At 39.7% G+C, this 14,674-nt stretch carries 17 protein-coding genes; all 17 read left to right on the top strand.

Features of this window, described 5'->3' with window-relative positions:
* Nucleotides 1-92 precede the first annotated feature (92 nt).
* The 17 genes from rpoC to rpsQ all read left to right on the top strand — a co-directional run bounded on the left by rpoC (nucleotide 93) and on the right by rpsQ (nucleotide 14,665).
* Entirely contained in the window at nucleotides 93-3,707 is a 3,615-nt protein-coding gene (gene rpoC / locus BN3107_RS00745) for a DNA-directed RNA polymerase subunit beta' (RefSeq protein ID WP_058305739.1), read from the top strand.
* A gap of 341 nt (nucleotides 3,708-4,048) precedes the next feature.
* Complete coding sequence (locus BN3107_RS00740) at nucleotides 4,049-4,300, top strand: 50S ribosomal protein L7ae-like protein (RefSeq protein ID WP_058305738.1); 252 nt, start codon at nucleotides 4,049-4,051, stop codon at nucleotides 4,298-4,300.
* Nucleotides 4,301-4,399: 99 nt separating this feature from the next.
* A complete protein-coding gene (gene rpsL / locus BN3107_RS00735) occupies nucleotides 4,400-4,813 on the top strand; it encodes a 30S ribosomal protein S12 (RefSeq protein ID WP_058305737.1) in 414 nt (137 codons plus the stop codon).
* A gap of 38 nt (nucleotides 4,814-4,851) precedes the next feature.
* Nucleotides 4,852-5,322 (top strand): 30S ribosomal protein S7, encoded by a 471-nt coding sequence (gene rpsG / locus BN3107_RS00730; RefSeq protein WP_058305736.1) that lies wholly within the window; start codon nucleotides 4,852-4,854, stop codon nucleotides 5,320-5,322.
* A gap of 39 nt (nucleotides 5,323-5,361) precedes the next feature.
* Nucleotides 5,362-7,440 carry an elongation factor G gene (fusA, locus tag BN3107_RS00725; protein WP_058305735.1) on the top strand — a complete coding sequence of 693 codons (2,079 nt, stop codon included), beginning with the start codon at nucleotides 5,362-5,364 and terminating at the stop codon, nucleotides 7,438-7,440.
* A 117-nt stretch (nucleotides 7,441-7,557) separates the two neighbouring features.
* Nucleotides 7,558-8,748 carry an elongation factor Tu gene (gene tuf, locus BN3107_RS00720; RefSeq protein ID WP_058305734.1) on the top strand — a complete coding sequence of 397 codons (1,191 nt, stop codon included), beginning with the start codon at nucleotides 7,558-7,560 and terminating at the stop codon, nucleotides 8,746-8,748.
* An 880-nt stretch (nucleotides 8,749-9,628) separates the two neighbouring features.
* Complete coding sequence (rpsJ, locus tag BN3107_RS00715) at nucleotides 9,629-9,937, top strand: 30S ribosomal protein S10 (RefSeq protein WP_058305733.1); 309 nt, start codon at nucleotides 9,629-9,631, stop codon at nucleotides 9,935-9,937.
* 30 nt (nucleotides 9,938-9,967) lie between these two features.
* Nucleotides 9,968-10,600 (top strand): 50S ribosomal protein L3, encoded by a 633-nt coding sequence (gene rplC, locus BN3107_RS00710; protein ID WP_058305732.1) that lies wholly within the window; start codon nucleotides 9,968-9,970, stop codon nucleotides 10,598-10,600.
* Between the two features lie 25 nt (nucleotides 10,601-10,625).
* Nucleotides 10,626-11,249, top strand: coding sequence for a 50S ribosomal protein L4 (gene rplD, locus BN3107_RS00705; protein ID WP_058305731.1), 624 nt, complete (start codon nucleotides 10,626-10,628; stop codon nucleotides 11,247-11,249).
* The gene (gene rplW / locus BN3107_RS00700) at nucleotides 11,249-11,539 is read left to right on the top strand and encodes a 50S ribosomal protein L23 (protein WP_058305730.1); all 291 of its coding nucleotides are present in this window, start codon (nucleotides 11,249-11,251) and stop codon (nucleotides 11,537-11,539) included. The genes rplD and rplW overlap by 1 nt, the downstream gene beginning before the upstream one ends.
* Before the next feature lie 26 nt (nucleotides 11,540-11,565).
* Nucleotides 11,566-12,396: a 50S ribosomal protein L2 gene (gene rplB / locus BN3107_RS00695; protein WP_058305729.1), complete on the top strand. Its 831-nt coding sequence runs from the start codon at nucleotides 11,566-11,568 to the stop codon at nucleotides 12,394-12,396.
* A 56-nt stretch (nucleotides 12,397-12,452) separates the two neighbouring features.
* Nucleotides 12,453-12,731 carry a 30S ribosomal protein S19 gene (gene rpsS / locus BN3107_RS00690; protein WP_058305728.1) on the top strand — a complete coding sequence of 93 codons (279 nt, stop codon included), beginning with the start codon at nucleotides 12,453-12,455 and terminating at the stop codon, nucleotides 12,729-12,731.
* 19 nt (nucleotides 12,732-12,750) lie between these two features.
* On the top strand, nucleotides 12,751-13,092 hold the full coding sequence (gene rplV / locus BN3107_RS00685) for a 50S ribosomal protein L22 (RefSeq protein ID WP_058305727.1): 342 nt from the start codon (nucleotides 12,751-12,753) through the stop codon (nucleotides 13,090-13,092).
* A gap of 3 nt (nucleotides 13,093-13,095) precedes the next feature.
* Entirely contained in the window at nucleotides 13,096-13,737 is a 642-nt protein-coding gene (gene rpsC, locus BN3107_RS00680) for a 30S ribosomal protein S3 (RefSeq protein WP_058305726.1), read from the top strand.
* Nucleotides 13,738-13,754: 17 nt separating this feature from the next.
* Nucleotides 13,755-14,189: a 50S ribosomal protein L16 gene (rplP, locus tag BN3107_RS00675; RefSeq protein ID WP_058305725.1), complete on the top strand. Its 435-nt coding sequence runs from the start codon at nucleotides 13,755-13,757 to the stop codon at nucleotides 14,187-14,189.
* Nucleotides 14,179-14,382 (top strand): 50S ribosomal protein L29, encoded by a 204-nt coding sequence (gene rpmC / locus BN3107_RS00670; protein WP_035724125.1) that lies wholly within the window; start codon nucleotides 14,179-14,181, stop codon nucleotides 14,380-14,382. The genes rplP and rpmC overlap by 11 nt, the downstream gene beginning before the upstream one ends.
* Nucleotides 14,383-14,401: 19 nt before the next feature.
* Nucleotides 14,402-14,665: a 30S ribosomal protein S17 gene (gene rpsQ / locus BN3107_RS00665; RefSeq protein ID WP_058305724.1), complete on the top strand. Its 264-nt coding sequence runs from the start codon at nucleotides 14,402-14,404 to the stop codon at nucleotides 14,663-14,665.
* Nucleotides 14,666-14,674 lie beyond the last annotated feature (9 nt).

The following is a 14,674-nucleotide window of genomic DNA, read 5'->3' as shown; positions in this document are numbered from 1 at the left end:
CAAACTTACCTAAGGGTGATCGGGTGTGAATTATCCCTAAGAATAAATAGCAAAACGAATGAAAACCCAAAGACAAAAGGGAGGTTGACCCCTTGTTAGATGTAAATAATTTTGAATTTATGAAGATAGGATTGGCGTCACCAAATAAGATTCGTTCGTGGTCATTTGGTGAAGTAAAAAAACCAGAAACAATTAATTATCGTACATTAAAGCCAGAGAAAGATGGCTTGTTTTGCGAGCGTATTTTTGGCCCGCAAAAAGATTGGGAATGTCATTGTGGAAAGTATAAGCGTGTCAGATATAAAGGCGTTGTCTGTGATCGATGCGGCGTTGAAGTGACAAAAGCTAAAGTTCGTCGTGAGCGTATGGGGCATATTGAATTAGCTGCACCTGTATCACATATTTGGTACTTTAAAGGAATTCCAAGTCGAATGGGATTAGTTTTGGATATGTCTCCTCGTGCATTAGAGGAAGTAATCTACTTTGCTGCATACATTGTAACGGACGCTGGTGACACAGCATTAGAAAAGAAACAATTACTTTCAGAAAAAGAATTCCGTGCCTATCGTGATAAGTATGGTAATTCTTTTAAAGCACAAATGGGTGCTGAAGCGATTAAAAAAATCTTACAAGATATCGATCTTGATAAAGAAGTAGACTTACTTCGTGAAGAATTAAAGTCTGCGCAAGGTCAACGTAGAACAAGAGCAATTAAGCGTTTGGAAGTTTTAGAGGCGTTCCGTAATTCAGGTAACGACCCTAGTTGGATGATATTGGATGTTTTACCGATTATTCCACCTGAATTAAGACCAATGGTTCAACTTGATGGTGGACGTTTTGCTACTTCTGATTTAAATGACTTATATCGTCGTGTAATTAACCGTAATAATCGTCTGAAAAGACTATTGGATCTTGGCGCACCAAGCATTATTGTGCAAAATGAAAAAAGAATGCTCCAAGAAGCAGTTGATGCGTTGATTGATAATGGTCGTCGTGGCCGTCCTGTTACAGGACCAGGTAACCGTCCATTAAAATCTTTATCACACATGTTAAAAGGGAAGCAAGGTCGTTTCCGTCAAAACTTGTTAGGTAAACGTGTGGACTATTCCGGACGTTCTGTTATTGTCGTAGGACCACATTTAAAGATGTATCAGTGTGGATTGCCGAAAGAAATGGCAGTAGAACTTTTCAAGCCATTTATTATGAAGGAGCTAGTCGATCGAGGTTTAGCTCATAATATCAAATCGGCAAAACGTAAAATTGAAAGATTACATGAAGAAGTATGGGATGTACTAGAAGATGTTATTAGAGAACATCCAGTACTATTAAACCGTGCTCCGACACTTCACCGTTTGGGTATCCAGGCATTTGAACCAACGTTGGTGGAAGGTCGTGCGATCCGTCTGCATCCACTTGTTTGTACAGCTTATAATGCTGACTTTGATGGAGACCAAATGGCGGTACACGTGCCATTATCTGCAGAAGCACAAGCGGAAGCGCGTATTTTAATGCTTGCAGCGCAAAACATCTTAAACCCTAAAGATGGAAAGCCAGTTGTTACACCTTCACAGGATATGGTGTTAGGGAACTATTATTTAACGCTGGAACGTGAGAATGCGATTGGTGAAGGTATGGTATTTAAAGACCTTAATGAGGCATTAATTGCTTATCATAACGGGTATGTACACTTACACACAAGAGTGGCTATTCACCCACGTTCTTTAAATAAAGAATCCTTCACAAAAGAACAAACAGAGAAATTGATGATTACAACTGTCGGAAAATTAATATTTAATGATATGTTGCCTGAATCATTCCCATATATGAATGAGCCGACACAGACGAACTTAGAAGTTGCAACACCAGATAAATATTTTGTTGAACCTGGTGTCAATATCAAAGAAGAAATTGCTAGCCGTGATATCCTGTTACCATTCAAAAAAGGTATTTTAGGAGATATCATTGCAGAAGTATTTAAGAAATTCAAAATTAGCGAAACTTCTAAAATGCTTGACCGAATGAAGGATTTAGGTTTTGCCTATTCAACAAAAGCTGGTATTACAGTTGGTGTGTCTGACATTGTGGTACTTTCTGAAAAAGAAGAAATCTTAGCGGAAGCTCAGGAAAAAGTCGATAAAGTACTTAAACAATTCCGTAGAGGTTTAATTACCGATGAAGAACGCTATGATCGTGTTATTTCGATTTGGTCCGGAGCGAAAGATACGATTCAAGATAAGTTAATGAAATCCTTGAATCCTCGTAACCCAATCTTTATGATGAGTGATTCAGGTGCTCGTGGTAATGCATCTAACTTTACACAGTTAGCAGGTATGCGTGGTCTAATGGCCAACCCGGCAGGTCGAATCATTGAGTTACCGATCAAATCAAGCTTCCGTGAAGGTCTAACGGTATTAGAATACTTTATTTCTACTCACGGTGCACGTAAAGGTCTTGCCGATACAGCACTTAAGACCGCAGACTCTGGTTATTTAACGAGACGTCTTGTAGATGTTGCGCAAGATGTGATTATCCGTGAAGAAGACTGTGGAACTGACCGTGGCTTAACGGTTTCGTCTATTAAAGAAGGTACAGAATTAATTGAACCATTAATAGATCGACTAATTGGAAGAACAGCATTCCAAAATGTTAGCCATCCAGAAACACAAGATCTAATTGTAGCCAAAAATGAAGTAATAACAGAAGATGCTGCTAAAGAAATTGTGGAATCGGGTATTGAAGAAGTGATCATCCGTACTGTCTTCACATGTAACACCAAACATGGTGCATGTAAAAAATGTTACGGTCGCAACTTAGCAACTGGTGAAGAAGTTGAAGTTGGTGAAGCAGTAGGTATTATTGCCGCACAATCAATCGGTGAACCTGGTACACAGTTAACAATGCGTACATTCCACACAGGTGGGGTTGCCGGTAGCGATATTACCCAAGGTTTACCGCGTATCCAGGAAATTTTCGAAGCGCGTAATCCGAAAGGGCAAGCTGTTATATCAGAAATCTTTGGTACTGTACAAGACGTTACTGAAGTGAAAGATAAACAAGAAATTGTGGTGCAAGGTGCCGTTGAAACGAAGACATATACTGCGCCATATGGGGCAAGACTAAAAGTTTCTATCGGGGAAGAAGTAGAAGCTGGTCAAGCTCTAACAGAAGGTTCGATCGATCCGAAAGAGTTGTTGAAAATTCAAGGTATTGACGGTGTACAATCGTATCTTCTTAAAGAAGTACAAAAAGTATATCGTATGCAAGGGGTAGAAATCGGCGATAAACACGTTGAAGTAATGGTAAGACAAATGCTTCGTAAAGTGCGCGTTGCTGACTCTGGTGATACAGAAGTACTACCTGGTTCTTTACTTGAAATTCACCAATTCAAGGATGCTAACAAACAATCACTATTAACAGGTGGTCAACCTGCAGTAGGTCGTCCGGTTCTATTAGGTATTACCAAAGCATCTCTTGAAACAGACTCATTCCTATCTGCTGCTTCCTTCCAAGAGACAACAAGAGTCTTAACAGATGCAGCCATTAAAGGAAAACGTGATGAATTATTAGGTCTAAAAGAGAATGTTATTATCGGTAAACTTGTTCCTGCTGGTACTGGAATGCAACGCTACCGTCGCATTCAAGAGAAATTAGCAGTAGATCCAACAAAGATTCCTGAAGTAGAATCGGAAGAAGAAATCACACAATAAAGTAAGGCTTCATAATAGGGAGTGTAAAACTCCCCATTATGATCAGCGAAATATATCAGAAAGTTAGCGTTCGTTTAGCCCCTACTTAGCTTCTTTGCTAACACTTGAAGCTTTTTGTTGAGGGTTTGACGATTCCACCGTGATAGACAAGGTGACAAGGGTTATCTACAAAACATGTTGTAGGTAATCCACCTATATCATTTACTTGATAGAAAACAAGGGATGAATGAGACACTTTAAATTATTATTGTTTTTTCAAAATATAAGTTGACATTAATTTTTTGTGATGATAGTATATTTAAGGTGCTTCCGTTATCCTTGTTACTTTGGAGGATATACACATGTCTTATGAAAAAGTGGCACAGATAAACACTGACAAGATAATCGGAACAAAACAAGTGTTAAAAGCCATCAAAAATGGTCAAGCAAAAGAAGTGATCATTGCTAATGATGCAGATTTGCACATAACTAGCAAAGTGTCACGGCTTGCATCCGATCATAATATTCCATTTTTCTATGTGGATTCTATGAAAAAACTAGGGAAAGCATGTGGGATAGATGTAGGTGCAGCAACTGTAGCGATCAAACAATAAAGTTTTGGCAATTTTTTGCGAAGACTTTGTTTTTTGCTCTATTATGAACCACCTGGATGTGTGGTATTACATCTTTAGAAAAGAGAGGAGGAAATAGAGATGCCAACTATTAATCAATTAGTACGTAAAGGTCGTGTGACAAAGACAAGAAAATCTGACTCACCAGCCTTGAATAAAGGATACAATAGTCGTAAAAAAGTAGCAACTGACCAGTCTGCACCGCAAAAGCGTGGTGTATGTACTCGTGTAGGTACGCTTACTCCGAAGAAACCAAACTCTGCACTTCGTAAATATGCGCGTGTACGTTTGTCAAACCAAATCGAGGTAACAGCATACATTCCTGGAATTGGTCACAATCTACAAGAACACAGTGTTGTGTTAATTCGTGGAGGTCGTGTAAAAGACTTACCAGGGGTTCGTTACCACATCGTTCGTGGTGCACTTGATACTTCAGGTGTTGAAGGACGTATGCAAGGCCGTTCTAAATACGGTGCGAAAAAACCGAAAAAATAAATTGATTAAAATAATAGATACAGGAAGGAGGGGAAGATATGCCACGTAAAGGACCAGTACCAAAGCGTGATGTCTTACCAGATCCGTTATACAACTCAAAACTTGTTACACGTTTAATCAATCAAATTATGGTTGATGGAAAAAGAGGTAAAGCGCAAAAGATTTTATATCGTGCGTTTGAATTAGTACAAGAACGTAGCGGACAAAATGCTATGGATGCTTTCGAACAAGCTATGAAAAATGTAATGCCAGTACTTGAAGTACGTGCTCGTCGTGTTGGTGGTTCAAACTACCAAGTACCAGTTGAGGTTAGACCTGAACGTCGTCAAGCACTTGGTTTACGTTATATTGTTAACTATTCACGCTTGCGCGGGGAAAAAACAATGGAAGAGCGTTTAGCTAATGAAATTCTAGATGCTTCTAACAACACTGGTGCATCAGTGAAAAAACGCGAAGATATGCACAAAATGGCAGAAGCAAACAAAGCATTTGCTCACTATCGCTGGTAAGAAAACAAACTATATTCGTTATAGGAAGGAGAAAGATTCATGCCAAGAGAGTTCTCCTTGGAGAAAACACGTAATATCGGTATCATGGCTCACATCGATGCTGGTAAAACTACTGCAACAGAGCGTATTTTATTCTATACGGGACGTATCCATAAAATTGGGGAAACACATGAAGGTGCTTCTCAAATGGACTGGATGGAGCAAGAGCAAGAACGTGGTATTACCATAACTTCTGCAGCAACAACTGCACAATGGAAAGGTCACCGCATCAACATTATTGATACACCTGGACACGTAGACTTCACAGTAGAAGTTGAACGTTCACTCCGTGTACTTGATGGTGCGGTAGCTGTACTAGATGCTCAATCTGGTGTGGAGCCTCAAACGGAAACAGTTTGGCGTCAAGCGACAACATACGGTGTACCTCGTGTTGTTTTTGTAAACAAAATGGATAAAATCGGTGCAGATTTCCTTTATTCAGTAGGAACTTTAGGAGATCGTCTGGGAGCAAATGCTCACCCAGTACAACTTCCTATTGGTGCTGAAGATGAATTCGACGGTATCATCGATTTAATTACAATGGAAGCTTACTTCTATGAAGATGATTTAGGAACTCGTACTGAAGCGAGAGAAATTCCTGAAGAATATAAAGAACAAGCTGAAGAATACCGTACGAGCTTAATAGAAGCTGTGGCTGAAGTTGATGAAGACCTTATGGAACGTTATTTAGAAGGTGAAGAATTTTCTAATGACGAAATAAGAGCTGCTGTACGTAAAGCAACTCTAAGTGTTGAATTCTACCCGGTATTCTGTGGTTCAGCATTCAAAAACAAAGGGGTACAATTACTAATTGATGGTGTTGTAGATTACTTACCATCACCATTAGATATCCCTCCAATTGAAGGACATGTACCACAAACAGAAGAAGAAGTTACTCGTAAGGCTGATGACAAAGAACCATTCTCTGCATTAGCGTTTAAAGTAGCAACAGATCCTTTTGTTGGTAAGCTTACATTCTTCCGCGTATACTCTGGTACATTAAAGTCAGGTTCCTACGTAAAAAACTCAACGAAAGATAAACGTGAACGTGTAGGACGTATCCTACAAATGCACGCAAACTCTCGTGAGGAAATTCCAGAAGTTTATGCAGGGGATATAGCAGGTGCAGTTGGTTTGAAAGATACTAGTACTGGTGATACTCTATGTGATGAGAAAAGCCTCGTAATTCTAGAATCTATGGACTTCCCTGATCCAGTTATCTCAGTTGCAATTGAACCAAAATCAAAAGCTGATCAGGATAAAATGTCAATTGCCTTAGGTAAACTTGCAGAAGAAGATCCAACATTTAAAACAGAAACAAACACAGAGACTGGTCAAACGATCATTTCTGGTATGGGTGAGCTTCACCTTGATATTATAGTGGATCGTATGAAGCGTGAGTTTAAAGTAGAAGCTAACGTGGGTGCACCACAAGTATCTTATCGTGAAACATTCCGTAGTTCAGCGGAAGTAGAAGGTAAGTTCGTTCGCCAATCTGGTGGTCGTGGTCAATTCGGTCACGTTTGGGTTAAATTTGAACCTAACGAAGAAGGCGCAGGATACGAATTCGTAAACAAAATTACTGGTGGTGTTGTGCCACGTGAGTACATTCCTTCTGTTGAACAAGGTATCAAAGAGTCACTGGAAAATGGTGTAGTTGCTGGTTACCCACTAATCGATGTAAAAGCTACATTATATGATGGTAGCTACCATGATGTTGACTCTAACGAAACAGCATTTAAAGTAGCAGCATCTATGGCACTTAAGGCAGCTAAAAACAAATGTAACCCTGTGCTACTTGAGCCAATGATGAAAGTAGAAGTCGTAATCCCAGAAGAATATATGGGTGATATTATGGGTGACGTGACCTCTCGTCGTGGACGAGTAGAAGGTATGGAAGCTCGTGGACCAGCACAAGTAGTTAAAGCATTTGTTCCACTTGCAGAAATGTTTGGTTACGCGACTGCTCTTCGTTCTAATACACAGGGTCGTGGTACTTATACAATGCACTTCGATCACTATGAAGAAGTACCAAAGAGTATTTCAGAAGAAATTGTTAAGAAAAATGCTGGTGAATAATTGATTTTTTTCACAATCTAACGTATAACTTGTATTGTAGGCTTAGAATTCTATTTTCTAAGCTGAGATACATGAAAATAAAAAATAATTTTTACTTATCTAAAGGAGGAAATATACATGGCTAAAGAAAAATTTGACCGTTCCAAGGACCACGTTAATATTGGTACAATTGGACACGTTGACCATGGTAAAACAACTTTAACAGCAGCAATCACTAACGTACTTTTCAACAAATATGGTAGCGGGGAAGCACGTGCATACGATCAAATCGATGGTGCTCCTGAAGAAAAAGAACGTGGAATCACTATCTCAACTGCACACGTTGAGTATGAAACTGATAACCGTCACTATGCACACGTTGACTGCCCAGGTCACGCTGACTATGTTAAAAACATGATCACTGGTGCTGCACAAATGGACGGAGCTATCCTTGTAGTATCTGCAGCGGATGGTCCAATGCCACAAACTCGTGAGCACATCTTACTTTCTCGTCAAGTAGGTGTACCTGCGATTGTAGTATTCTTAAACAAAGTTGATATGGTAGATGACGAAGAACTTCTAGAACTAGTTGAAATGGAAGTACGTGATCTATTAAGCGAATATGATTTCCCTGGTGATGATGTGCCAGTACTTAAAGGTTCTGCACTTAAAGCACTTGAAGGTGAAGAGCAATACGTTAATGCAATCCTTGAACTTATGGATGCAGTTGATGATTATATTCCTCGTCCAGACCGTGATACTGAAAAACCATTCATGATGCCAGTTGAGGATGTATTCTCAATCACTGGTCGTGGTACTGTTGCAACAGGACGTGTTGAGCGTGGTGTTGTAAAAGTTGGTGACGAAATCGAAATCATCGGTCTTGCTGAAGAAGCATCTAAGTCTACAATTACTGGTGTAGAAATGTTCCGTAAGCTTCTTGATTATGCAGAAGCTGGTGACAACATTGGTGCATTACTTCGTGGTGTTGCACGTGAAGACATTAACCGTGGGCAAGTACTTGCTAAGCCAGGTACTATTACTCCACATACTAAATTTCGCTCAGAAGTTTATGTACTATCAAAAGACGAAGGTGGACGTCACACTCCATTCTTCTCAAACTATCGCCCACAATTCTATTTCCGTACAACTGACGTAACTGGTGTAATCGAGTTACCTGAAGGTGTGGAAATGGTAATGCCTGGTGATAACATCGAAATGACAGTAAACCTTATTTCTCCTATCGCGATCGAGGATGGAACTAAATTCTCAATCCGTGAAGGTGGACGTACAGTAGGTGCAGGTGTCGTAGCACAAATCATTGAGTAATCAATGACATACAAAAAAGCAGGTAGCCAAACGCTACCTGCTTTTTTTGCTAATGTAATGACCATATTTTCAAAAAAATAAAAGAAGAAAAATGCGATACAACTCTGGTGGCAATTTTGAAATAGGATATGTACATGGTATCCGCTTCGGCTTGCCCACTTCCCTTTCCGTGGGGTTTTCCCTTCAGCTAACTTTTTCAAGCAAAAACCGCTTAAAAAAGTGGATCTTCAGGTAAAACGATCCCACAGGAGTGGAAGTGGCCGCCTACGCTGAATGATGCTCTACAAAAAGTGCAAATGCTAACATTTTGGATTGTTACATAAATGAGCTAATATTGCTAATAAAGATACGTTTTCTAAGAACAAACTCATAGTCTTCATTGAAATAAAGCCAACCTTTTTATTCTTACTTTAGTTGTAAAACGTAATAAAGCGCAGGCATCCGCTTCCACTCCTGCGGGAAGTTTTTATCTGAAGACCCACTTTTTAAGCGTACTTTGCTTAAAAAGTTAGCTGAGGAGAAAAACCCGCGGAAAGGAAGCGGATAAGCCGAAGTGGTGGTTATGCAGTTGTAATATCTCATAATTACCACTCCATATATGTCGCTTTAGTGTAAAATTTAAGGAGATGTTTTTGTTGGCTATTTGAATGTAGGATAATGGTATTTTGCTGATGGTTGTTTGTTGAGAAAAAATCTTAAAAAATATGCATAAAATGTTGCAATCGCCTTTAGAAACCTATATAATGAATAATGTTGGTCATAAAACAGGCGATGATGCGGAAGGTTGTTGGCACACCTGGCCCCTTTGCCATGGCAAGTGTACCAAGGAATTTTCGCGGAGAAAGTCTATTATCTAAATGGGCGAAAAGGAGGGAAAATAATGGCAAAAGAAAAAATTAGAATTCGTTTAAAAGCGTACGATCACCGTATTTTAGATCAGTCAGCAGATAAGATTGTGGATACTGCAAAAAGATCTGGTGCAGGAGTGTCTGGTCCGATTCCGTTACCAACGGAAAAATCGATCTACACAGTTTTGCGTGCGGTACACAAATATAAAGACTCTCGTGAGCAATTTGAAATGCGTACACACAAACGTCTAATTGACATCGTAAGTCCAACACCAAAAACGGTTGATGCTCTAATGCGTCTTGACTTACCGTCCGGTGTAGATATTGAAATTAAATTATAATATAAATGAACATTTTAGGAGGTGTAACGGATGACGAAAGGAATCTTAGGTCGCAAAATCGGCATGACTCAGCTATTCTCTGAAGAAGGCGAATTAATCCCTGTAACAGTAGTAGAAGCTGAACCAAATGTTGTGCTGCAAAAGCGTACACAAGAAAACGATGGTTACGAAGCAATCCAAATAGGTTTTGCTGATCAAAAGAAAAACCGTACAAACAAACCAGGACAGGGACATGCTGAAAAAGCAAATACCAATCCTAAGCGCTTCATTCGTGAATTCCGTAACGTGAATCTTGATGAATTTGAATTAGGTCAAGAGATAAACGTAGAGGTTTTTGAAGCAGGAGATGTAATTGATGTAACAGGTACTTCAAAAGGTAAAGGATTCCAGGGTTCGATCAAGCGTCACAATCAACAACGTGGACCGGAGTCACATGGTTCTCATTATCATAGATCTCCAGGTTCAATGGGTGCAGCTGCAGACCCTGCAAAAGTATTCAAAGGTAAAAAACTACCTGGCCAAATGGGTGGAGAACAAATTACAATCCAGAACTTAGAAGTCGTTAAAGTAGATGCAGAACGCAATCTTCTTTTAATAAAAGGAAATGTTCCAGGTGCAAAAAAATCATTCGTGAAAATTACGGGTGCATTAAAGGCTAACTAATTATTAACCGAAGGGAGGATATGTCATGCCTAAAGTAGCACTATTTAATCAAAGTGGATCACAAGTTGGTGATGTAGAAATCAACGATGCGGTATTCGGAATCGAACCAAATGAGCATGTACTACATGACGCAATCTTGATGCAACGCGCATCTTTACGTCAAGGTACTCACGCTGTTAAGAACCGTTCTGATGTACGTGGTGGTGGACGTAAACCATGGCGTCAAAAAGGTACAGGTCGTGCACGTCAAGGTTCAATCCGTTCACCACAATGGGTAGGCGGTGGAACAGTTTTCGGCCCTACTCCAAGAAGCTACAGCTACAAATTACCGAAAAAAGTACGTAGATTAGCGCTTAAATCTGCTCTTTCTTCAAAAGTAAAAGAAGATAGCTTAGTGGTATTAGAAGGAATCGCAATCGAAACACCAAAAACCAAAGAAGTAATTTCTATGCTTTCTTCATTGAATGTAGATGCAAAAGCATTAATCGTTACAGCAGACACAAATGAAGCATTAGCGAAATCTGCTAACAACTTAAAAAACGTAAAAGTTTTAACAGTAAGCGAAGTAAATGTATTAGACTTGCTTACGCATGACAAGCTGATCTTAACAAAAGAGGCAGCTGAAAAAGCAGGGGAGGTGCTTGCATAATGACAGATGCACGTGATATTATTAAGCGCCCTATCATTACAGAAAACACTGCAGATCTAATGGCAGAAAAGAAGTATACGTTCGAAGTAAGTAAAGAAGCTAACAAGTCACAAATCAAAGTTGCAGTTGAAGAAATCTTTGGAGTGAACGTTGTTAACGTAAATACTTTAAACAAAAAAGGCAAGTTCAAGCGTATGGGACGATACGGAGGATTCCGCCCAAATCGTAAAAGAGCTATTGTTCAGTTATCAGAAGATAGCAAAGAACTTGATTTCTTTGAAACACTATAATTTGAATTAAAAAGGAGGGAAAAGAGATGGCGATTAAGAAGTATAAACCAACCACTAATGGTCGTAGATTTATGACAACATCTGATTTTGCTGAAATCACAACCGATCAACCAGAAAAATCACTACTTGCACCTTTGAGCAAACGTGGTGGTCGTAACAACCAAGGTAAGTTAACAGTTCGTCATCAAGGCGGTGGACACAAGCGTAAGTATCGTATCATCGATTTCAAACGTGACAAAGATGGAATACCAGGCAAAGTTGCTACAATCGAATACGATCCAAACCGTTCTGCAAACATCGCTCTTATCCATTATGCGGATGGAGAGAAACGTTATATTATTGCACCAAAAGGAATCCAAGTAGGTCAACAGATTGAATCTGGTTCAGATGCAGACATCAAACTAGGTAATGCTTTACCACTTGGAGATATCCCTGTCGGTACAATCATTCATAACATTGAATTAAAACCAGGTCGTGGTGCGCAACTCGCAAGATCTGCAGGTGCACAAGCACAAATCTTAGGTCGTGAAGATAAATACGTTTTAGTACGTTTATCCTCAGGCGAAGTACGTTTGGTACTTGCGACTTGCCGTGCTACTATTGGTCAAGTAGGTAATATCGAACATGAATTAATTAATGTAGGTAAAGCCGGACGTTCTCGTTGGCAAGGTAAGCGTCCAACGGTTCGTGGTTCTGTTATGAACCCTAACGATCACCCACACGGTGGTGGTGAAGGACGTGCGCCTATCGGACGTAAATCACCAATGTCACCTTGGGGCAAACCAACACTTGGTTACAAAACACGTCAGCGTAATAAACAATCAGATAAATTTATTGTACGTAAACGTAAAAAATAACGGGGTTGAACGACGGGATTAATACCCGTCTGTCAATCGCGAAGGGAGGCTTATCCATGGGTCGTAGCTTAAAAAAAGGACCTTTCGCAGATGATCATTTATTGAAAAAGATTGACAAACTTAACGATGAGGACAAAAAGACAGTAGTAAAGACGTGGTCTCGTCGCTCTACTATCTTCCCAAGCTTTGTTGGTCATACGATTGCGGTATATGATGGACGTAAACACGTACCTGTATACGTAACGGAAGATATGGTTGGACATAAACTAGGCGAATTCGCTCCATCTCGCACATATAGAGGGCATGCTGGAGACGACAAGAAAACAAAACGTTAATTGAGAGGAGGTACTCCTAATGCAAGCAAAAGCTGTTGCAAAAACAATTCGCATTGCTCCTCGTAAAGTCCGCTTGGTGGTCGATCTTATCCGCGGCAAAGATGTAGGAGAAGCAATTGCAATTTTAAAACACACGCAACGAGGTGCTTCACCAGTTGTTGAAAAATTAATCAACTCTGCGATCGCAAATGCAGAGCATAACTATGAAATGAATCCTGATAATTTAGTAGTGTCTGAAGCGTATGTAAACGAAGGTGTTACATTGAAACGTTTCCGCCCACGTGCACAAGGTCGTGCAACACAAATCAATAAACGAACTAGCCACATTACAGTGGTTCTATCTGAGAAAAAGGAGGGATAATCTGTGGGTCAAAAAGTAAATCCAACTGGTCTTCGTGTCGGAGTTATCCGTGATTGGGAATCTAAGTGGTATGCAGGTAAAGATTATGCGGACCTTTTACATGAGGATATTAAGATTCGTGAATATATTGAACAACGTTTAAAAGATGGTGCTGTATCTAAAGTTGAAATCGAAAGAGCAGCAAATCGTGTGAATATTTCTATCTCTACAGCTAAGCCAGGTATGGTAATCGGTAAAGGTGGTTCTGAAGTTGAAGCACTGCGTAAATCACTGAACCAATTAACTGGTAAAAGAGTACACATTAACATCGTAGAAGTGAAAAAAGCAGACTTAGATGCTAAGTTAGTAGCAGAAAATATCGCTCGTCAATTAGAAAACCGAGTATCATTCCGTCGTGCACAGAAACAAACACTTCAACGTGCAATGCGCGCAGGGGCAAAAGGTATTCGTACTCAAGTATCTGGTCGTCTTGGCGGTGCAGATATGGCGAGATCAGAGAGCTACAGCGAAGGAACTGTTCCACTTCATACTTTACGTGCAGATATCGATTATGGAACTGCAGAAGCAGACACAACTTACGGTAAACTAGGTGTTAAAGTATGGATTTATCGTGGAGAAGTCCTTCCAACTAAAAACACTAAATAAGGAAGGGGGCAAGCATTATGTTAATGCCAAAACGTGTAAAACATCGTAAGCAACATCGTGGAAATATGAAAGGTAAAGCAAAAGGCGGTACAACCGTAGCTTTTGGTGAATATGGTTTACAAGCAGTTGATTCTTCTTGGATCACTAGCCGTCAGATTGAAGCAGCTCGTATAGCGATGACTCGTTATATGAAGCGTGGTGGTAAAGTTTGGATTAAAATTTTCCCTGATAAACCTTATACAGCTAAGCCTCTAGAGGTTCGTATGGGTTCAGGTAAAGGTGCTCCCGAAGGTTGGGTAGCAGTTGTAAAACCAGGAAAAATAATGTTTGAAATTGCAGGTGTATCAGAAGAGGTAGCTCGTGAAGCACTTCGTCTTGCATCACATAAATTACCGATCAAAACGAAATTCGTAAAACGAGAAGAAATTGGTGGTGAAATCAATGAAGGCTAATGAAATTAGAGAACTAACCACTGCCGAAATTGAACAAAAAATCAAGTCATTAAAAGAAGAGCTTTTCAATTTGCGTTTCCAACTAGCTACAGGTCAATTGGAAAACACAGCACGTCTACGTGAAGTGCGTAAGTCAATTGCACGTATGAAAACTGTTGTTCGCGAAAGAGAGCTAAGCGTAAATAACGGATAATAAAGGAGGTTAGCCTCAGATGAGTGAGCGTAATGATCGTAAAGTCTATACTGGACGTGTCGTATCTGACAAGATGGATAAGACTATCACTGTTGTCGTTGAAACATACAAATTCCATAATTTATATGGCAAACGTGTTAAATACTCAAAAAATTTCAAAACGCATGATGAAAACAATCAAGCTAAAATCGGCGATATTGTTCGTATCATGGAAACTAAACCACTATCTAAAACAAAACGTTTTCGTCTATTAGAAGTAGTGGAAGAAGCAGTAATTATTTAATTAAAGATC

This window comes from Gracilibacillus massiliensis (genome assembly GCF_001458115.1).
Classification (GTDB): Bacteria; Bacillota; Bacilli; order Bacillales; family Amphibacillaceae; genus Gracilibacillus; species Gracilibacillus massiliensis.
This window is presented reverse-complemented; position numbering and strand designations above follow the sequence as displayed.